The 20,168-nt window shown below is 60.7% G+C and carries 20 protein-coding genes and 1 rRNA gene; 12 read left to right on the forward strand and 9 right to left on the reverse strand.

From position 1 onward, the window contains the following. Window positions 1-22 precede the first annotated feature (22 nt). From ABL914_RS09425 to ssb, 5 genes are all read left to right on the forward strand, one after another. The gene (locus tag ABL914_RS09425; RefSeq protein ID WP_391562928.1) at window positions 23-643 is read left to right on the forward strand and encodes an ankyrin repeat domain-containing protein; all 621 of its coding nucleotides are present in this window, start codon (window positions 23-25) and stop codon (window positions 641-643) included. Between the two features lies 1 nt (window position 644). Further along, window positions 645-1,295 (forward strand): COQ9 family protein, encoded by a 651-nt coding sequence (locus ABL914_RS09430; protein WP_391562929.1) that lies wholly within the window; start codon window positions 645-647, stop codon window positions 1,293-1,295. A 129-nt stretch (window positions 1,296-1,424) separates the two neighbouring features. Next, window positions 1,425-1,664, forward strand: a complete 240-nt coding sequence (locus ABL914_RS09435) for a ferrous iron transport protein A (RefSeq protein WP_391562930.1) — start codon at window positions 1,425-1,427, stop codon at window positions 1,662-1,664. Further along, entirely contained in the window at window positions 1,661-3,502 is a 1,842-nt protein-coding gene (locus ABL914_RS09440; protein WP_391562931.1) for a ferrous iron transporter B, read from the forward strand. The genes ABL914_RS09435 and ABL914_RS09440 overlap by 4 nt, the downstream gene beginning before the upstream one ends. Before the next feature lie 100 nt (window positions 3,503-3,602). Next, on the forward strand, window positions 3,603-4,124 hold the full coding sequence (gene ssb, locus ABL914_RS09445; RefSeq protein ID WP_391562932.1) for a single-stranded DNA-binding protein: 522 nt from the start codon (window positions 3,603-3,605) through the stop codon (window positions 4,122-4,124). A 3-nt stretch (window positions 4,125-4,127) separates the two neighbouring features. Here the strand turns inward: ssb and ABL914_RS09450 are convergent, their stop codons facing one another. After that, window positions 4,128-4,634, reverse strand: coding sequence for a YceD family protein (locus tag ABL914_RS09450; RefSeq protein WP_391562933.1), 507 nt, complete (start codon window positions 4,632-4,634; stop codon window positions 4,128-4,130). Continuing rightward, window positions 4,631-5,146, reverse strand: a complete 516-nt coding sequence (locus ABL914_RS09455; RefSeq protein ID WP_391562934.1) for a ubiquinol-cytochrome C chaperone family protein — start codon at window positions 5,144-5,146, stop codon at window positions 4,631-4,633. The genes ABL914_RS09450 and ABL914_RS09455 overlap by 4 nt, the downstream gene beginning before the upstream one ends. 146 nt (window positions 5,147-5,292) lie before the next feature. Here ABL914_RS09455 and ABL914_RS09460 point away from each other — a divergent pair, with 146 nt between their 5' ends. The 6 genes from ABL914_RS09460 to ABL914_RS09485 all read left to right on the forward strand — a co-directional run bounded on the left by ABL914_RS09460 (window position 5,293) and on the right by ABL914_RS09485 (window position 11,290). Further along, entirely contained in the window at window positions 5,293-5,754 is a 462-nt protein-coding gene (locus tag ABL914_RS09460; protein WP_391562935.1) for an outer membrane protein assembly factor BamE, read from the forward strand. A gap of 37 nt (window positions 5,755-5,791) precedes the next feature. After that, a complete protein-coding gene (gene hslV, locus ABL914_RS09465; RefSeq protein ID WP_391562936.1) occupies window positions 5,792-6,349 on the forward strand; it encodes an ATP-dependent protease subunit HslV in 558 nt (185 codons plus the stop codon). A gap of 4 nt (window positions 6,350-6,353) precedes the next feature. Further along, window positions 6,354-7,655, forward strand: coding sequence for an ATP-dependent protease ATPase subunit HslU (hslU, locus tag ABL914_RS09470; RefSeq protein ID WP_391562937.1), 1,302 nt, complete (start codon window positions 6,354-6,356; stop codon window positions 7,653-7,655). A 50-nt stretch (window positions 7,656-7,705) separates the two neighbouring features. Then, window positions 7,706-8,116 (forward strand): GFA family protein, encoded by a 411-nt coding sequence (locus ABL914_RS09475; RefSeq protein ID WP_391562938.1) that lies wholly within the window; start codon window positions 7,706-7,708, stop codon window positions 8,114-8,116. A gap of 115 nt (window positions 8,117-8,231) precedes the next feature. After that, complete coding sequence (locus ABL914_RS09480; protein ID WP_391562939.1) at window positions 8,232-11,084, forward strand: M16 family metallopeptidase; 2,853 nt, start codon at window positions 8,232-8,234, stop codon at window positions 11,082-11,084. A 2-nt stretch (window positions 11,085-11,086) separates the two neighbouring features. Then, window positions 11,087-11,290, forward strand: coding sequence for a DUF1737 domain-containing protein (locus ABL914_RS09485; protein WP_391562940.1), 204 nt, complete (start codon window positions 11,087-11,089; stop codon window positions 11,288-11,290). A 1-nt stretch (window position 11,291) separates the two neighbouring features. Here ABL914_RS09485 and ABL914_RS09490 read toward each other — a convergent pair whose 3' ends face one another. The 7 genes from ABL914_RS09490 to ABL914_RS09520 all read right to left on the reverse strand — a co-directional run bounded on the left by ABL914_RS09490 (window position 11,292) and on the right by ABL914_RS09520 (window position 19,187). Further along, window positions 11,292-11,915, reverse strand: coding sequence for a class I SAM-dependent methyltransferase (locus ABL914_RS09490; protein WP_391562941.1), 624 nt, complete (start codon window positions 11,913-11,915; stop codon window positions 11,292-11,294). Between the two features lie 15 nt (window positions 11,916-11,930). After that, window positions 11,931-12,749, reverse strand: a complete 819-nt coding sequence (locus ABL914_RS09495) for a sterol desaturase family protein (RefSeq protein ID WP_391562942.1) — start codon at window positions 12,747-12,749, stop codon at window positions 11,931-11,933. Between the two features lie 79 nt (window positions 12,750-12,828). Further along, window positions 12,829-13,881, reverse strand: a complete 1,053-nt coding sequence (locus tag ABL914_RS09500; protein ID WP_391562943.1) for a helix-turn-helix domain-containing protein — start codon at window positions 13,879-13,881, stop codon at window positions 12,829-12,831. Further along, window positions 13,881-15,710, reverse strand: coding sequence for an ABCB family ABC transporter ATP-binding protein/permease (locus ABL914_RS09505; RefSeq protein WP_391562947.1), 1,830 nt, complete (start codon window positions 15,708-15,710; stop codon window positions 13,881-13,883). Before ABL914_RS09505 ends, ABL914_RS09500 begins: the two co-directional genes overlap by 1 nt. A gap of 51 nt (window positions 15,711-15,761) precedes the next feature. Then, a complete protein-coding gene (locus ABL914_RS09510) occupies window positions 15,762-16,673 on the reverse strand; it encodes a retroviral-like aspartic protease family protein (RefSeq protein ID WP_391562944.1) in 912 nt (303 codons plus the stop codon). Between the two features lie 62 nt (window positions 16,674-16,735). Next, window positions 16,736-18,190: an oligosaccharide flippase family protein gene (locus ABL914_RS09515; protein ID WP_391562945.1), complete on the reverse strand. Its 1,455-nt coding sequence runs from the start codon at window positions 18,188-18,190 to the stop codon at window positions 16,736-16,738. 4 nt (window positions 18,191-18,194) lie between these two features. Further along, window positions 18,195-19,187, reverse strand: coding sequence for a glycosyltransferase family 2 protein (locus ABL914_RS09520; RefSeq protein ID WP_391562946.1), 993 nt, complete (start codon window positions 19,185-19,187; stop codon window positions 18,195-18,197). A gap of 664 nt (window positions 19,188-19,851) precedes the next feature. Between ABL914_RS09520 and ABL914_RS09525 the strand changes: the two genes are divergently transcribed. Then, window positions 19,852-20,168, forward strand: a 16S ribosomal RNA gene (locus ABL914_RS09525); the annotation flags it as partial.

Genomic DNA, 20,168 nt, shown 5'->3' on the forward strand with positions numbered 1-20,168 from the left:
GCAAACAGGAGGAATTCTTACCGTGTCGCACTTTCGTCAGCTGTCACTAGCGCTGATTGCGCCCATTGCTGTGCTAGCGGTGCTGCCAGCGCCCGCGCAGGCCCAGTTTTCCGATAGCTACAAATTTCTCGATTCGGTCCGCAAAAAGGAAGGCGACAAGGTTACCGAGCTGCTCGACAATGGCGGCCCCAACCTGATCAACACCAAGGATCAAACCAGCGGTGATACGGCGCTGCACATCGTAACCGCGCGCCGCGATCTGACCTGGATGGAGTTTCTGATTGCCAAGGGCGCCAATGTGAATGCCCGCAATTTCAAAGGCCAGACCGCATTGGTGGTGGCCTGCAACCTCAACTGGGTTGAGGGGGCGGAGCTGTTGGTTGAAAGCGGCGCCAAGGTGGATGAGCCAAGCTCTACCGGGGAAACCCCGCTGATCACCGCAATGCACAACCGCAACATTGGCCTGATCAGGATCCTGTTGAAGGCCGGAGCCGATCCCGATCGGACCGACAATTCAGGCCGCAGTGCGCGTGACTATGCCCGGCTCGATCCCAAAAGCGACACCTTGCTGGGAGAGATTGACGCCAATGCCAAGCCCAAGCCAAAGCCCGGCCAGGGCCCGCAAGTGTTTGGGCCCAAGTAAGATGGAGGCTGGCAGCCTCGATCAATTGCGCCTGGCGCTGGCACCGCAGATTGCCGCGGCGGCGGCTTTTGACGGGTGGAGCGATACGGCCGTGCGCGAAGCGGCCGGGGCGGCCGGGATAGATGCTGATGCAGCAGCCTATGCCTTTTCGGGCGGGGCGATGGCGATGATCGATGCCTGGATCGGCTGGGTTGACGCGCAGATGATCGCCGCGCTTCCAGCAGACAAGCTGGCGGCGATGAAAGTGCGGGGGCGGATCGGCGCGCAGGTGCTGGCCCGGCTGGCCGCGATGGAGCCCCACAAGGAAGCCTTGCGCCGCGCCCAGGCGATCATGGCGATGCCGCAGAACCTGGGCCAGGCGCTGAAATTTGGCTGGCGCAGCGCCGATACGATGTGGCGCCAGGCCGGTGATACCGCAACTGATTACAACCATTATACCAAGCGGATGACGCTGGGTTCGATCTATCTTGCCACGCTGGCGGTCTATGTTGACGATACAAGCGAGGACCATGCCGATACGAAAGCCTTTCTGGAGCGCCGGATTGACGGCATCATGAAGTTTGAAAAAGCCAAGGCACGGCTACTGAGCACGGATGTAGAGCGTTTCAGCCCGGCCCGGTTGCTGGGGCGGCTAAGGTATCCGGCGCGATAAGAAAGGTCCGCCCCATTTGTGCCATTCGGCGAAAATGGAAAGGAACCTGGAATCTCCGCAAATTTGACCCAGATCAAGATTATTGCGAATGACTTGCAATAGGCCGCTGGCTATGGCAGCGGCATTTGCATGACACTCGATCAGCTTCCTATTGGCCAGGCCGCGCGCATTGTTGCGGTCGATTGGGCGCGGTTGGTTGATGAAGAGGCGCAGCGGCTCCAGGCTCTTGGAATAGACAGCGGGGCCCGGATCAGCGTCGATCATCGCGGGATTTTTGGAACGCGCGATCCGATTGCGCTGGCGATCGGGCGGATGACCGTGGCGGTGCGCCGGGTCCATGCCCAGGCCATCGAAGTGGAGGCGGTGTGAGCTTTCAGAGCGCAGCCCTGGTTGGTAATCCCAACGCCGGCAAAAGCGCGCTGTTCAACGCGCTTACCGGGGCGCGCCAGAAGATCGCCAACTATCCCGGCGTTACCGTAGAGCGCAAGGCCGGGCGATTGATGTTGCCCGGCGGCGGGGCGATCGAATTGACCGATCTGCCCGGCTCATACGGTCTTAATGCCACCAGCCCTGATGAAGAAGTGACCCGCAAGGTCATCATGGGTGAGTTTCCGGGTGAGGCCGCGCCCGACGTGCTGGTAGTGGTGCTGGATGCTTCCAATCTTGAACAGCATCTGGTCTTTGCGCTGGAAGTGATTGCGCTGGGCCGGCCCTGCGTAATCGCGCTCAATATGCTTGATCTGGCTGGCCGCGATGGGCTGGTGCTTGATCCTGCGGCGCTGGAAAATGCGCTGGGTGTTCCGGTGATCCCAACGGTTGCCGTGCGGCGTCGCGGGTTAGAGCAGCTGGCCGCGGCGATTGCCGCCGCCGAAGTGCGTTCGGCTGAACATCACCGGCCGCACACCTCGCTCACCGAACGGCGCGTCACCGCGCATGCCATTGCCGAAGCGGCAATTGTTTCCGAAACGCGCCGCCACCGGTTGCATGCCCGGCTGGATCAGGTGCTTCTGCACCCCTGGTTGGGGCCGATCATCCTGTTCGCGCTTCTGTTCGTGGTGTTTCAGGCGGTATTCTCATGGGCCACGCCGTTTGCCGATGCGCTGGAAGCGGGCGTTGGCTGGCTGACCCAGTTGGCCAGATCAAACCTGCCCGGCGGGCTGCCGCGCGATCTGCTGACCGACGGGATCCTTTCGGGCGTGGGTTCGGTGGTTGTGTTCCTGCCGCAGATTGTGATCCTGTTCTTCTTCATCCTGGCGATGGAAGCATCAGGATACATGGCCCGCGCGGCCTTCCTGATGGATCGGCTGATGGCCGGGGTTGGACTTTCAGGGCGCAGCTTCATACCGCTGCTATCAAGCTTTGCCTGCGCAATCCCGGGGATCATGGCAACCCGCAGCATTACCGATCCCAAAGACCGGCTGACCACGATCCTGGTTGCCCCGTTGATGACCTGTTCGGCACGGCTGCCGGTCTATGCGGTAATTATCGCGGCGTTCATTCCAAGCCGGAAGGTGCTGGGTCCAATTGGCTTGCAGGGGCTGGTTTTGCTGGGGCTCTATCTGTTCGGAATCGTTTCGGCGATGCTGGTCGCGCTGGTGCTGCGCGGCACCGTAACCAAAGGCGCGGCCAGCGGTTTCATCATGGAACTGCCCAAATATCAGCTGCCGCATCCCAAAGACCTGCTGATCGGATTGTGGCAGCGCGCATGGATATTTTTGCGCCGGGCGGGCACGATCATCTTCATGGTCACTGTGGTGCTGTGGCTGCTGCTGAATTTTCCGCGGGCCGCACCGGGGGAAGACCAGATCGATGCTTCGATTGCCGGGCATATTGCGAATGGGCTGGCGGTGGTGGTCGAACCGATCGGGTTCAACCGCGATATCGCGCTTTCGCTGATCCCGGCGATGGCGGCGCGTGAAGTGGCCGTCAGCTCGCTTGCCACATCTTATGCGGTCGGGGCCAATGATGAAGAACAGCAGGCCCAGCAATTGGGAGACCGGCTGAAAGCCAGCTGGTCTTTGCCGACCGCCCTGGCATTTCTGGCGTGGTTCGTCTTCGCGCCGCAATGCATGAGCACGATCGCGGTTACCCGGCGAGAGACCAATGGCTGGAAATGGCCGGCCTTCATGCTGGGTTATCTGTTTGCGCTGGCCTATCTGTTCGCCGGGCTGACCTATTGGGGTGCCATCTGGCTAGGTCTGAATTAGCCCGGTCTACACCTGTGGGGAAATCGGCCTTGGCAATCTGGCACCCGGCCCGGCAAAGCGCTAGGCCACGGCCAAGCAAATTTCCAAGGGATTCGATTCGATGGCAGGCAGCGTTAACAAGGTCATTCTCATCGGCAACCTGGGCGCCGATCCGGAAGTGAAATCGTTCCAGAATGGCGGACGGATCGCAAACCTGCGCATCGCAACGTCGGAAAACTGGAAAGACAAGAACACCGGCGAAAAGAAGGAACGCACCGAATGGCACACTGTGGTGCTCAATTCGGATGGGCTGGTGGGCGTGGCCGAACGCTATCTGCGCAAGGGCAGCAAGGTTTATATCGAAGGCCAGCTTCGCACCCGCAAGTGGCAGGATCAATCGGGCAACGATCGCTACAGCACCGAAGTATCGGTGGGCGGCATGGGCGGTGTGCTGACCATGCTTGATGGCGCGCCCGGCGGTGGTCAGGGCGGCGGCCAAGGCGGTGGCGGCGGCAATTATGGCGGCGGACAGCGCTCGGGCGGCGGCGATGCCGGCCAGGGCGGCGGCTGGAACAATGCCCCAACCGGTGCTGGCGGCGGCGGTGGTTTCGCCGACGATCTGGACGACGATATTCCGTTCTGATCACTACTTTTTGAACAAATCCCTCAGCCCAGCCAGCGGCCCGGCCTGGCTTGGATCAAGCAGTCCGGCCTTGCGCCGGGCTTCTTCAGCGCCGGGCCCCTCGGCATAGGGATCGATCCCCAGCGCCATGGTCTGCGCCAGCGCCTCACCCAGATCGAAGCGGGTGCCATCCATCTCGATCTCGTCAAGTTCTTCGGCCGATAACTCCACTTCGTCGGCGTTTGGCGCGGCGGAGTATTGCGGGACAAACCGCAGCGCTACCGGCTCACAGATCTGCACCGGCAGATCGTCGCCCGAAATGGCGCAGCTTTGGACTGCACTGGCTTTGACGGTGCCGGTCACGCGCACCACCGGGCCATCGGCAGCCAGCGAAACCGTAGCCGTCAGGCTGTGCACCGCAGCCAGGCCAAACCGCTGGGCCAATGCAGCGCATTCCTTGGTGGTGGCATCAAATATCTGGGCGCCAACCGGCAGGCGGGCGGCATCGACGATCCGTTCAAATTCGCTCATCGTGTGATATTCCCGGCCAGCAGTTCGGCCTCGGGGGTTGCGACAAGGGCCGCCGCCAGCAGGCGCATTTCGCCGGCAACGGCGCGGCCATCGCCGCCACCGGTCAGACTGACATTGCGTTCAACCGCTTCAACCAGCGCGGCATCATCTGGCTGTGTCAGCGCAGCGCGATAGGCATCAAGCCTTCCGCCCAGTGCTGAAACCAGCTTGCCCATGTGTTTGCCCACCACCAGATCACCGATGCCGTTCTGGCGCAGCTGTCCGTCCATATCGGCCACGAACCGCTCGGTCAGCCGGGCCGTGCGGTGGCGCAGGCTTTCTTCCTGCTCCATCCGCACCAGCACCAGCGAAAGCACCATCGTGATGCAATCAAACCGCCCAGGTACGGTATCGGCAATGCCGCCGCGCGCATACCATTGCGGCTCGCGGGCAATTTCCACCACGCGGTGCCACAGCGGGGTCAGGCCGTTGTCATCCTTGTTGCGGCCAAGCAGGCGATCAAGCAGGCCCATGGTGTTCCATTCAGTTGCAGTTAAACCCGCCCGGCCCAACTCGCGCATGTTGCGCGGCGGGCCAAGGCGGCCTAAGGCTGCGCGCGATAGATCACATCACGGCCCCCGGCAATGCCCGGTCTGGCCGACGGAGCGACGAAACGAAAATGCGCCTTATGCGAAACATCCTGCTTGTGGCCGCCGCTTCGCTGGCCCTTTCTGCCTGTGCATCAATCAAGGACCACCGTGGTTATCTGGTTGATGGGGCTTTGCTCGATTCGGTCATGCCGGGGATCGACAACCGCGTTTCGGTTGAACGGATGCTGGGCCGCCCAAGCTTTATCAGCCAGTTCGGCCGGCAGGATTGGTATTATGTTTCCACCAACACCCGACAATCGGCGTTCAGCAGGCCAGAGGCTAGCGAACACCTGATGGTAAAGGTGATGTTTGATGACAAGGGCAATGTCGTTTCGGTTGAACGCAGCGGGGTTGAACGGGTTGCGCGGATTAATCCCGATGGCTCGAAAACACCCACGCTAGGCCGCGAACGGACCTTCCTGGAAGACCTGTTTGGCAATATCGGCCAGGTTGGTGCCGGCGGCGCACCGGGCGGCCAAGGCGGAAATTAGGATTGAAGCCTGACGGATCGCACATATATCCTCAGGCATGAACCATTCCAACAGCAGCCATGGCTTGATCCAGTGGCACGGCACAACCATCATCGGCGTCAAGAAGAACGGCAAGACCGTGATTGCTGGCGATGGCCAGGTTTCCATGGGCAATACCGTGATGAAGCCCAATGCCAGAAAAGTCCGGCGCTTGGGCGATGGCAGCGTGATCGCCGGGTTCGCCGGGGCCACGGCCGATGCCTTTACCCTGTTCGAGCGGCTTGAAAAAAAGCTTGAGGCCAACCGCGGCCAACTGCTGCGCGCGGCGGTTGAACTGGCCAAGGACTGGCGCACCGACAAATATCTGCGCAATCTGGAAGCGCTGATGATTGTGGCCGATAAGGACGTGCTGCTGATCCTGACTGGCAATGGCGATGTGCTGGAACCCGAAGAAGGCATCGCCGCAATCGGATCAGGCGGAAATTATGCGCTATCGGCCGCCAAGGCGCTGACCGATTACGAACAGGATGCAGAAACGATCGCCCGCCGCGCGATGGCGGTGGCAGCCGATGTCTGCGTCTTCACCAACGACCGTGTCACCGTGGAAGTGATATAACCCGATGATCGATAACCTTACCCCCAAAGCCATCGTAAAGGCGTTGGATGAACACATCGTTGGCCAGGCAGAGGCCAAACGCGCGGTGGCCGTGGCGCTGCGCAATCGTTGGCGTCGCCAGCGGCTTAGCCCCGAACTGCGCGATGAGGTGAGCCCCAAGAATATCCTTATGATCGGGCCGACCGGCTGCGGCAAAACCGAAATTTCGCGGCGCTTGGCCAAATTGGCCGAAGCACCCTTCGTCAAGGTAGAAGCGACCAAGTTCACCGAGGTTGGCTATGTTGGCCGCGATGTTGAACAGATTGCGCGCGATCTGGTTGAAGAAGCGATCCGGCTTGAAAAAGACCGCCGCCGCGAAGCCGTGCGCGATGCGGCTGAAAAGGGCGCGATGGACCGGCTGCTTAAGGCGCTGGTTGGCGATGGAGCTTCAGAAGCTACCCGTGAAAGTTTTCGCCAGCGGATCCGCGAACGCGCGATGGACGATACCGAGGTTGAGATCGAGGTTGAGGACAGCCCGGGTGGCGCAATGGACATCCCTGGAATGCCAGGCGGAATCGGGATGATCAACCTGTCGGAAATGATGGGCAAGGCGATGGGCAAACAAAGCCTTAAAAAGCGCAAACTGAAGGTTCCCGATGCCTGGACCAAGCTGGTTGATGAAGAAGCCGAAAAACGGATGGACCAGGATGATGTCGCCCGGGTTGCGCTGGCCAATGCCGAAACCAACGGGATCGTTTTTCTCGATGAGATTGACAAGATCGCGGTTTCTGATGTGCGTGGCGGATCGGTCAGCCGTGAAGGCGTACAGCGCGATCTGCTGCCTTTGATCGAAGGCACCACTGTGGCGACAAAATACGGCCCGATGAAGACCGACCACGTGCTGTTCATTGCATCGGGCGCGTTTCATGTCGCCAAGCCCAGCGATATGCTGCCCGAGCTGCAGGGCCGGCTGCCGATCCGGGTTGAGCTCAAAGCGCTTAACGAAGATGATTTTGTGCGGATCCTGTCGGAAACCAGAGCCAACCTGGTGCAGCAGTATCAGGCGCTGCTGGGCACCGAAAAGGTCACGGTTGATTTCACCCCCGAAGCGATCCGCGCAGTTGCCCGGATTGCTGCGCAGGTTAACGAAGCGGTTGAGAATATCGGTGCGCGGCGGCTTCAGACCGTGATGGAAAAGCTGCTTGAAGAGCTGAGTTTCGAAGCCGAGGATCGCGGCGGTGAGACGGTTACGATCGACGCTGATTATGTCAGCGACCGGCTGGCGAGCCTGGCCAAGGATACCGACCTTTCGAAGTACATCTTGTAAATCGACTTTGTTCGTGTATTGTTCCCAACCCGATTCTAAGGAGATCTGCGATGAAGCTGACCGGTGGATGCCACTGCGGCGCAGTGCGCTATTCAGTCGAGGGTGAGCCGCAGCATGTGGCGTTGTGCCATTGCGCCGATTGCCGCAAGAGCTCAGGCGCTCCAATGGTGAGCTGGGCGGCTTTTGCTGAGAGTGAGTTTGCGCTCGAGCAGGGTGATCTAAGCACCTACAACTCATCCGGGACCACACTGCGCAGTTTCTGCCCGAAATGCGGCACCGGGATTGTCTATCGCAACGAGGAGTTCTTGCCGGGCATTGTCGATATACAGTCGGCCACGCTCGACAATCCTCAGGCCTTGCCAGCCGGCGCGCAGATTCAGGTGGCTGAACGGATCGGCTGGATGGAAACTGCGCATGAGCTGCCAGTGTTTGCACGCTATCCAGGCATGCCGGAAGACTAGACCAAGCCAGATTCAGCCCCGCAATCGGTGCAGGTTGACGGTTCGTCGAGCGGTGCGGCGCAGTGATTGATCTGCCCCATCAAGGTGTTACACTTTGGCCAATTGGGGAGATACGATGATGATCCGAATTGGCTTTCTGACTGGCGCTGCCGTTGTCGCACTTAGTCTGGCAATGCCGGGGATCATGCAGTTCCGCGCCGATGCGGCTGCTGCGGCGCATGCCCCGGCGCTAAAGGCACCGCCGATTGCCTTTACTGAATGGCGCCTGCCCAATGGCCTTAAGGTCATCGCGATTCCTGACAAAAGCACGGCCAATGTGATGGTTTCGGTGTGGTACGCCGTGGGGTCGAAGCACGATCCCGAAGGCCGCTCGGGCTTTGCCCACCTGTTTGAACATATCCTCAGCCGCAAGACCGAGAATATGCCTTACAATATGATCAACCGCCTGACCGAGGACGTAGGCGGGGTGCGCAATGCCAGTACCAGCGATGATCGTACCAACTATTACGAGATCGTTCCGGCCCAGTACCTTGAAACCCTGCTGTGGACCCATGCCGAACGGATGGCCCGCCCGGTGGTCGATGCCGAAGTGTTTGAACGCGAGCGCTCGATCGTGAAGGAAGAATATCGCCAGCGGATCATGGCCCCGTCATATGGCCGGATGCGGCTGGCCCTGGTTGAAAACGGGTTTGATCTGCTGCCGCAGCGCCGCTCAACAATTGGTTCGATCGCACAACTTGATGCAGCCAAGCTGGACGATGCCCGCGCCTTTCATCAGGCCTTTTATGGCCCCGATACGGCAACCATGATCGTCTCTGGCAATTTTGATCCGGCCCAGCTCAAGCAATATGTCCAGCGCATGTTTGGTGCCATTCCCGCACGGGCCAAGCCGGTGCCGCTGGAAATCGCCACACTGGAACCGCCCCGAACCGCTCCGCGCCGGGTGGATATGACCGCGCCCAATGTTCCGCTGCCAGTCGTGGCGTTTCAGTGGAAGTTGCCCGGCGCGCTTTCGTCCGATCGGCCCGCGCTGGAAGTGCTGGATGCGATCCTCGGACGGGGTGATAACAGCCGGTTCAACCAGGTTCTGGTCCGCAGCGGCAAGGCGGTCAGCGCCAGTCCGCAGTTCAATTTCTCGCGCGAGGGCGGCTCTGCGGTGCTGTTGGCGGTGATCGGGCAGGGCCAATCGCAGGATGAAGTGGCCGGGTTGCTGGATGGCGAGGTGAAGAAGGTTCGCGCTGTGCCGGTTACCTCTGCTGAATTGGCTGAGGCCAAGAACGAACTGATATCGGATTCGCTGCGCGCCCGTGAAACCGCGCAAGGGCGGGCATTTGAACTGGGTGAGGAATTGGCGATTACCGGCGATCCGCGCGCTGCTGATCGGCGGCTGGCGGCACTGGCGCGGGTAACGGCGGCTGATGTGTTGCGGGTGGCCAAGGCCTATTTCAGTCCGCAGACCCGGCTTGAGCTTCGCTATGGCGCTGGGGTGGATAATCCGGCGTCCTATGCCAATCCGTTCAAGATGCCAGTCTTCGGCTCGGTTGATCCAGCCACTGGCAGCCCGCGCGTGCTGCGCGATGAGGCAAGCCGCCAGGCCCCGCCGGCACCGGGCGCAAAGCCGGCAATTCGTGCGCCGCAGATGACCCAAAGCAAGTTGAGCAACGGGATTGCGGTGGTCTCAGCGCGTACCGGCCTGATCCCGGTAGCTACCTTTACGGTGCTATTTCCGGGCGGCAGCTCAACCGATCCGCAGGGCTTGGCCGGGCTGGCAAACATGGTGGCCGGGCTGGCGGGTGAGGGCACTCCCAGCCGCAGCGCTGAGCAGATTGCGGCCCGGTTTGAAAGTCTGGGTGCAGAGCTTTCAACCAGCGTCACGGCTGATGGTACCTTGCTCTCGGTATCGGCGCCCACCGCCAATCTGGCCCCAGCTGCCGAAGTGCTGGCCGACATGATCCAGAACGCGAACTATCCGGAAGCTTCATTCGAACGAGAACGCAAGCGCGCCCTGGATGGCTTGCAAGCGTCCTACAAGGATCCGGGTGCGCTGGGGGCGATGGCGTTGCAGCCGCTGCTCTATGGTTCGGCGCCCTATGGCATGCAGGGGCAAGGGACGATTGCTTCGCTGGGCCGCTTGACCCGGGCTGATCTTGCTGCGCAGCGGCAGCAGCAATGGAGCCCCCATTCGGTCAAAATTCTGGTCAGCGGCGGGATTGATCCGGCCGCAGGAACCGCGCTGGCTGAGCGGCTGTTTGGCAAATGGAATGCCGCGCCGCCTCCGCCTGCCATGCGGGTTAGCCGGGCTGGTCCAGCGCCTGCACCGCGCACAGTGGTGATTGATCTGCCGGGGGCCGGGCAGGCTGCAGTCTATGTCGCCACGCGCGGGGTGGGGCGGTCAGAACCGGACTTTTACGCATTACAACTGGCCAATTCGGTGTTGGGCGCTGGATCCAACGGGCGTTTGTTTGAGGAAGTGCGGACCAAGCGAGGGCTTAGCTATGGGGCTTACAGCAGCTTCGCTTCACGGGCAGAAGCCGGGCTGTTGATCGCCAGTGCCCAGACCAAGAACGAAAGCGCCGCTGAAGTTGTCAAGGTGATGCTCGATCAGTTCACGCGGCTGGGCACTGAGCCGATCAGCGCAGATGCCCTGCAGAAACGGCGGCTATTCCTGACCGGTGGAACCCAGCGGGCGCTGGAAACCAGTTCAGGATTTTCCGGTGTGATCGGTGGGCTGATCTTGCAAGGGCTCTTGCCCAGCGAGGCATTCCTGTTTGCTGATCGGCTGGCCGGGGTCTCACCAGCGGCGGTAAATGCGGCGGCGGCGCACTATGTTCTGCCGGGTTCGGCAACCGTGCTGATCGTCGGCGATGCATCGGCGTTCATCGATGCCCTGCGCGCAGTGCGCGGCGATGTTGTGGTGATCAAGGCGTCCGATCTGAACCTCGATAGCCCAACCCTGCGGAACCAATAGCCATGGTCTTAGATACCCCCGAAGGTCGCCCGGTCTATCGTCTGCTGACCGGCAGGGACGATCGCGAATTTTGCGAACGCGTGTCCGAAGCGCTGGAACAGGGCTGGCGGCTGTATGGCTCGCCCGCGATGTCGTGGGATGAGGGGCATCTGTGCCTGAAGGTGGCACAGGCTGTGGTCTGGCATCAGGCGGATGTGAGTTCATGACCTAGGGTTTGTGCGCCCGGATTAGGGCAGGCTCGCCACCTGGCTCGTCTGCTGTGCTGGCGGTGATCTGCAAACCGGCATCGCGCAATGCCTCTTCAATCTCGCTCAGTCCGCGCAAGGTATAGATTTCGGCCGGGAAACTGGCAGCTGCCGCCGGGTTCGCCGGAGTTCTGCAGGCCAGGACCAGCCTCCCGCCAGGCCGAAGCACCCGGACGATTTCGCGCAGGGCGATATCGAGGTCTGCCCAGAAGTATAGCGTGTGAACGCTCATCACAGCATCAAACGAAGCATCCGGGAAAGGCAAATGTTCGACCGGTGCGGTGGCGATTTCGGCCAATCCGCTGGCAATCGCCCGATAATTGCGCGCCTTGGCCCGCGCCGCCATGACGGGCGAAGGATCGGCCCCAGTCACGCGGCCCTTTGGCACAAGCCGCAACAGCAGTTCAACGCTTAGCCCGCTGCCGCAACCGATATCGAGCGCACTATCGCCAGGGCGGATTTCCAGCGCGGCAATTGCTTGGCGATTTGTGCTGGCGGTTTCGCGGACCATGATTGCGGCGATCAATCGTCCCAAGGGCCCGCGCGGAAGGCCCGATTGCCGGGCAATGAACAATGGGCGTCGCATCGTCTTTTCCCCTGCTCAGGCCGAGGTCGCAGCTGGCGCGGGAAGATTTTCAACCGCCCGAGCCGCCGTCGTCACCCGGTCAAATGTCTTCACATAGTCTGGATGCTCGGTGCCCATCAGTTTGTCCCACCAGGTAAAATAGAACCCGTAGTTGTGGTTATAGCTGGTGCCGTGATGCATATCGTGGTGGGTGGTGGTGCTGATCCAGCGAAGCAGCGGATGGCGGGCCCAGCCGCGTGGATGCAGTTCCAGTCCGGCATGGCCCATCGCATTGCGCAGGATCATCACTGCCAGAAATGTGAAGATCACCGGCACCGGTGTTGCGACCAGCGAAAACCATACCGGCATGAACAGGAACATCATTGCGGCTTCGGGAATAGCGAAGCTGTAGGCTGTCCAGGCGGTGGGGGTGATGGTCAAATGGTGAAAGCGGTGAAAGGCGCGATACAGCGGCTTGGTGTGCATCGCCCGGTGGGTCCAATAAAACCAGGTATCATGCGCCAGCAGAATTGCGGTCAGGTAGCCGGCAAAAGCCAGCGGGCTCAGCGCACCACGGTATTCCGCAAGGTAACCGTGGCGAAACGCCCAGACGGTGGGAACCGACATCGCCGTATAGACCACCACGGTGCGCACCGCCGCCAGTACCTCGCGCACAAGATCCGCGCGATTGGCTTCGCGGCGCTGGATCTTGCGGCTGGCCCAGCTGGTGCGGCGCAGTAGCCAGACCACGCCAGCGACAAGCGAGGCGGCAACTAGATAGCGGGCCATGTCAAACGCGAAACTGCCCAGCACCATCTGCTGGGTAATCTGGATCAGGGTGGGCGGCGTATTCATCGCAAAGGGGCCTTTCGAATCGGAACGGCTTCTCAATGCTGTGAATGCGGTATTCCTGCTCTCCCGATTTCGATTGCGGCTAGCCGATTTCGGAATCGGTTAGTGACTTTGCCCGGTATTCGCTGGGAGTGATCCCCTCGCAATCCTTGAACGCGCGGTTGAACGGGCCGAGTGATCCGAACCCGGCATCGATCGCCATGATCAGGATCGGCACATCGCGTTGCGCCGGATCGGCCAGTGCCTGCCTCACTTCATCAAGGCGATATGAATTGAGGAACTGCGCGAAATTGCGATGGCCTAGCTGACGGTTGATCAGCCGGCGCAAGCGATACTCCTGCTCACCCATCCGGCTGGCCAGCATCGCAATTGTCAGGCGCTCGTCGCGGTGCGGCTTGTCAGCCTGCATCAGCGCCAGCAATTTTGCAGCCAGTGGATCATCGACCTGAAGTGCCGGGGGCGCAGAATCGCCGCGAATGGGATCTTGGCCAAACAAGTCAGGCCGGCGTACGGCAAACATCGCGATGCAGAATGCCAGCGTGGCCAACACGGTGCTGCTGCCGATCAGCGAAATGATCAGATAGGGCGCATCGGCATTGAACACCGCGATTTCGGCCGCCGCGATTGCCAGAACATAGAGCCCAACGACACAAATTAGAGCCAAACGCAGCCGCCGTCGGGGCTCGATCAAATCGCCCTCGCGCCCGCGCCAGGCTTCCCACAGCCCGGCACCGGCAAAGGCGATCATGCCGATCCGGAACAGCACCCCGGAAATCAGAAACACCCCATCCATGGTCTGGAATGTGAAATGCAGCACCATGGAATTTGCAATGTACAAGGCAACGACCGTCAGATCGAAGCGGGTCAGCCGGGTCAGATCGTTGAACCAGACTCTGGCAAACAGCCAAAACAGCGCGGGTGTGCCGCGGGCCAGCAGTCCCAGAACCAGTCCTTGAAGGTTGTTCTGTTCGATCCAGCCTGTGGTCTGGTAAACATAGCTGGCAATCCCCAGGTTCATGGCAATCGCGGTTTTGGCTGCCAGACTGCTGCGATTGTCTCGCCAAAGCAGCCAAGACCATAGCGCCAGCAGCGCCAACGTTCCCCCGCTGGCCAACAAGAGAACGTCGCGCAGCATTATTCGGCTGCCTCCGCAGCTTCCTCGATCGCTTCGGCCTGGCGGGCCCACATTTCTGCATAGAGCCCGCGCCCACGTAGCAATTCGGCGTGGGTGCCCTGTTCGGCCAGGCTGCCCTCATTCAGCACCAGGATTGTATCGGCATCAGCCACTGTGGAAAGCCGGTGTGCGATGGACAGGCTGGTGCGGCCTTGCGCTGCGGCGTCCAATGTGGCCAGAATTTCTTGCTCGGTCCGGGTATCCAGCGCGCTGGTGGCTTCATCCAGCAGCAGGATCGGAGGGTTCTTGACCAGGGTGCGGGCAATCGCCACACGCTGCTTTTCCCCGCCTGATAGCTTGAGCCCGCGTTCACCCACTTCGGTTTCAAAGCCGGCTGGCAATCGCGCTATCAGGCCCGTCAGCGCAGCAGCGCGGGCGGCTTGCTCCATTTCATCGTGCCCGGCGCCATCGCGGCCATAGGCAATGTTGTAGCCGATCGTATCGTTGAACAGCACCGAATCCTGCGGGACGATCCCGATTGCGGCGCGCAGAGATGCCTGGGTCACTTCGCGGATGTCTTGCCCATCGATCAGAATCCGCCCAGACCAAGGATCGTAAAAGCGGAAGACCAGCCGGGCGATCGTGCTTTTGCCTGCCCCCGATGGGCCAACCAGCGCAACGCGGTGCCCCGCGGGTACTTCAAACGACAATCCGTTCAGGATCGTCCGATCGCGGTCATATCCAAACACTACGTTTTCAAATGCCAGCGTTGGCCGCTTGATAACCAGCGCCGGCGCGCCCGGCACGTCGGCCACCTCCTGCCCTTCATCAAGCAGATTGAACATCGCGGCCATATCGGTCAGTCCCTGGCGGATCGTGCGATAGACCATCCCCAACATGTCGAGCGGGCGGAACAATTGCGCCAAGAGGGTGTTGATTGTCACCACATCGCCGGTCGAAAACCGCCCGACCGACCAGCCCCAGACCACAAAGCCCATCGCGCCGGCCATCATCAGATTGGTAATCAGCGATTGGCCGATATTGAGCAGCGCCAGCGAATTTTCCGATTTGACCGCAGCATCGGCCCATTGGCTGATCACGTCATTATAGCGCGCAGCCTCGCGCTTTTCGGCGTTGAAGTATTTGACCGTTTCATAGTTGAGCAAGCTGTCCACCGATTTGGCGACGGTCTGGGTATCCAGCTCGTTCATTTTCTCGCGCAAGGCATTGCGCCAGTTGGTGACCCGTCCGGTGAACAGGATATAGGCCGCCACCATCACCCAGGTGGCCGCCACCATTCCCCAGCCAAACACCAGTTTGAAGTAGATCGAGACCAGCACCAGCTCAAGCAGGGTTGGGGCGATGTTGAACAGCATGAAATACAGCATCACATCGATGCTCTTGGTGCCGCGCTCGATCACCTTGGTTACCGCGCCGGTGCGCCGGTTCAGATGGAAGCGCAGCGACAGCGAATGGAGATGGATGAAAACGTGTTCGGCCAGTCGCCGGGTGGCATCCTGGCCCACCCGTTCGAACACCACATTGCGCAAATTGTCGAACAGTACCCCGCCAAACCGCGCGGCGGCATAGGCGGCGACCAGGGCCACGGCGATCTCCGCCGCTGGTTCCATTCCCGGGACCATCCGATCAACTGCGCGGCCATAAAGCCAGGCCATCGACAGTTGAACCAGCTTGGAGATGACGACCAGCCCAAGCGCGGCGACAATCCGTACCCGCAGGCCCGGGCGGTCAGCCGGCCACAGATAGGGCAGGAAACGGCGCAGCGTATTCCAGCCTTCAGGGCTGGAGATTTTTTCAGCGGGAAATGCGGATGGTGTTTCAGGAGGCATCGGTCCCATTTAGGAACCTTTCGGCTCCAGTCGAGTCCGCCTGTGCTTTATTCAGTTATCGAAAGCCCGGTTCGGCACGTCGAAGTAGATCCGCCGGGTTGAGAAATCGATCGCGATCCGATCGAGCGAACGCATATCGCGCATCCCCAGAAATAGCGCCGGCTTTTCACTCAGCCCCAGAATCGCGAACGGCGGAGCATCGGCATAGGCCACGATCACGTTGGAGAAATTGATATCGTCGATCACCAGCGATTTTGCCAGCGCCAGATCGGCAGTGATTTCCTGGCCGGTAACGCTTTTAAGCACCGCCTGGCCTTGTGGGCTGCGGTTGCGCAAGGCGTCCTGAAGGGCGCGGTTGCCGATCGAATATTCGGCCCCGGTATCGATCACTACATTGACCCGCACCCCATCGATCTTGGCATCGGCCATGATCAACTGGCCCGACTTGCGTCGCGCGGTGACCACCAGATCAAAACCCTGATTGCCGCCCAGCGCCCTGGCATCGTTGACCATGATCACGCCCTTGCGGAAATCGATCAGCACGCGCTGGCCCTGCAAGCTGTCCAACCCCAAAATTCCGTCGGCCCCGATATCGTCGCGAGCCAGCGTTGGGGCCCGCACACTATAATAGCTGCGCCGCCCCAGATCGATCTGCTCGATCGCAACGGTATCGACATCCATAAACCCGGCCACCCCAACCAGCCGCGCCCGGTTGCGCGGCTCAAGCGAAAGTCTGCTGGCCAGCGAGGTGGATATAACCGTGTTCTGCGATCCAGTGTCGATCATGAAGCGGAACGGACCCTGCTCTGAAATCCGCACCGGCACGGTCATCCGGTCATGGCTGTCGGTGCGGATTGCGATCACATCGGTTTCGGCGGCCTGCGGCGCGGATTGCTGGGCAGTCAGCACCGGAACCATGGCCACAAACGGCAATAGCGGCGCAAAAGCGGGATTGATCGGCATGGCGTATTCTCCCTGGCCGCAATGCTATCACGGCTTGGCCAATTGCACCATGGCGCTGATCCTCAAGCCTGGGTGGTGCGCAGTTTGGCCATATGGGATAGCGCCAGGCGCAGTTCCTGCCAGAACGGATGGCGGACCAGCGGCAAGGCAACCAGCCAGCAGAAAACTCCGGCCAGGCTTAGCCCCAGCAGTGAAATGAAGCCCATTTCGGCCCCGGCACCGCTCATCCAGCGCGATAGCGCCAGCGGCGCGCCAGCGGCCAGCGCCACGGCCGCGCTTTTAAGATATGCCGTGCCCAGCGCGGAATATCGGATGCCAACCAGCCGCGGGATATAGGATGCGTAGATTGCCAACCAGATTGCCCCGGTCAGGATTCGGCCAATCGCAGCAGCCTCAAGCCCCCAGAAGCTGGCCACAACCAGAATTACCACTGTGATGAAGGTATCCAGCAGGTTGATCCAGACCAGCGGTTTGATCCGGCCAAGCAAAATCGGCACGTCCATTTGCAGCGGCATCGCCACGAAGAATAGCTCAGCCAGCGCGGTCCAGCGCAGCAGCGGGGCAACATCGGCCCAGTTTGGGCCATAGAGCAGATGAACCACCGGCTCGGCGGCCAGCGCCAGCCCGATTGCGGCGGCCCAGGTAATCCCGGTATTGCAGGCGATCAGGTGCAGGTAAGGGGCTGCAAGATCTTCGCCCGCATCGCGCTTTTTGGCGAAAGCGGGATAGAATACCGAATTGATCGCACCAACCATTAGCGTCGTAAGCTGTCCGGCCAGCGCGCTGGCCCGGGTAAACAGGCCGGTCGCCGAAACGCCCAGCATCCGCCCGACAATCAGATCCTGGCAGCGCATCCCGACCGCGCCCGACAGGCTGATTACAAACGAAGAGCCACCAAACCCCAGCATCGGCTTGACGATTTCAAGGCTGGCCGGGCGGCGTGGAAGCACCGGATAGGCGGCCATAACCAGGATCAGCCGGGCCAGGGTGGCCGCAACCATTCCCCAGGCCAGCGCGGCTGGTCCGGCGCCATTGGCCGCTGTTGCAATGGCCACGACGGCACCTGCCAGCGCGCTGCCGGCATTGGCCTGAAACAAGCGGCGAAAGTCGAGCGCGCGGGTCAGCATTGCAGAGGGCACGATCGAGAACGGGAACAGCGCATAGGATCCCGCGATAATCAGCATCACCTTGGCCAACCCGGCTTCGCCATAGAACCGGGCAAGGGGCACAGCCCCGGCGGCGACCAGGGCAGCGATACCCCAGCCCAGGCCGACTGCCACTGCGGCATAATCGCGCAGGTGCTCTTCGCGCATTTCCGGCTGCCCGGTTACGAAGCGGCTGATCCCCATATCCTGGAAGATTGCCACCACCATTGCCGCAGCCAGCGCGATAGAGAACAGCCCGACATCAGCCGGAAGCAGATAATAGCGCGAGATGATTACGCTGGTTGCAAACTGGATCACGAAACTGGCGTATTGCGATGCAAACGACCAGATCGCGGCGCGGCGAATGCTCACACGCTCAAACCCCGGCCAGCGCGGCCGCCAGGCGCAACGCCCGGCGCGGCTCACCAAAGCGGGCCAAGCGTGCAACGGTGCGCCACAGATCAAGTTTGGCGCCGCCTTCCGCGATGTGTTCGATCAGCATGTCGAACGCGCCGCCGCGCATCTCAGCACGGGAATAGATCAAGGCCCGGGCAGCTTGTCCGCGAACCTGGCGGGCAATGCCGGTGCGGCCGAACAACGCGTCCAGCGCGTCAATTGGCGGCAGCGCGGTTAGGTGTTCGGTCGGATCACAGCGTCCGGCCTTGCGTTCGGCATAGGCTACGGATGAAACCGCTACCCCAATCTGCTGTTCCAGCGCGTGGCGCGATGATACCTGATCGGCATAGTGGCGATAGCGCAGCAGTCGTTCAGGAAGATTGGCAATGCGGGTTGAGTTGGCCAGCCGCAGCCACAGGTCATAGTCCTCACAGTGCCTGAAGGCCTGATGATACCCGCCCACGGCCTGAACCACGGCGCGCCGGTACATCACCGTCGGGTGCGCCAGCAGTGGTCCGCCGCATTCGACGTTGTGCAGGAACGCCTCGTAGGTCAGCGGATGCTCGCCGGTGTCTAGCGGGAAGGCATGATCGTGTTCGTCGATATCGGTGGTGCGCGTGCCCAACACGCCGTGATCGGGGTTGGCGTCAAGAAAGGCCAGCTGCTGCTCGAACCGTTCGGGCAGACACAGGTCATCAGCATCCATCCGGGCCACCAGTGGTGCGCGGGCCTCGGTAAGGAGCTGGTTCAGGCTGATCACCAGGCCGCGGTTCTCGCGCGCGATCAGCCGCACCCTCGAATCCCGGGCGGCGTAGCCTGCGGCAATCTCGCGGCTGCTATCCTTAGAGCCATCATCAAGGATCAGCAGTTCGAACTGGTCCATGGTTTGGGCCAGCACACTCTCAATCGCGGGCGCAAGGAATCGCTCGCCGTTATAGACGCTCATCGCAACCGAGACGGCGGGGGTGGTCATTGTATGGTTAGGATCCCGAAGCCAAATGCCTATGCAACGCACTGTGCGTCGCCGGATTTCCTAGCGGGACAGGGTAAACATTCGGTATTCGCCGGGAACAGGGCTTGCTGGCCGAAATCCAGGTGAATCACGCTAAATCTCAGCCAAAAACCGGGTGGGGCAGGCCAAAAGTTACCGAAATCAGCAACGATGCCATCAAATCACGCCAGATAGGCAACCCGAAAACCGCGCAATTCTGCGGGGTTCACCCCGATTGAAATAAAATTGCAAAAACCCTGTTGACCGAATCAAGGTGCAGGCTTAGAGGCCCCTTCACCGGACGGGAACGCCGCTTCAAAACGGCAGAAACGCCCCGGTCGCCAACATAGACGGACAACAGTCCCCCGGTATCACAAGATCGGGGAACGCTGGTTGTCCGCTTCGTTTTGCCATTTCGGTGGTAAGTTGGTGGCTCTTTGACATTGTCGGTTTTAGATGAAGGGACATGTGGGCGACGGCGCCTGCTCCCGGGGCTTCAGGGCTCGGGGTGGCAGTTAAAATAGTCGTTACCATTACATATGTCCTAACGTAACCATACGTTTAGATATGTGCAGGGTAATTGACCCCTGAATTAATTTTACGTCAGATGGCAGGCTTCGGCCTGTGCTGTTGTGAGATTGGACACAAACTTGAGAGTTTGATCCTGGCTCAGAACGAACGCTGGCGGCATGCCTAACACATGCAAGTCGAACGAACCCTTCGGGGTTAGTGGCGCACGGGTGCGTAACACGTGGGAATCTGCCCTTTGCTTCGGAATAACAGTTAGAAATGACTGCTAATACCGGATGATGTCGCAAGACCAAAGATTTATCGGCAAAGGATGAGCCCGCGTAGGATTAGCTTGTTGGTGGGGTAATGGCTCACCAAGGCGACGATCCTTAGCTGGTCTGAGAGGATGATCAGCCACACTGGGACTGAGACACGGCCCAGACTCCTACGGGA

This window comes from Novosphingobium sp. (assembly GCF_040079535.1).
In the GTDB taxonomy this organism is placed as follows: Bacteria; Pseudomonadota; Alphaproteobacteria; order Sphingomonadales; family Sphingomonadaceae; genus Novosphingobium.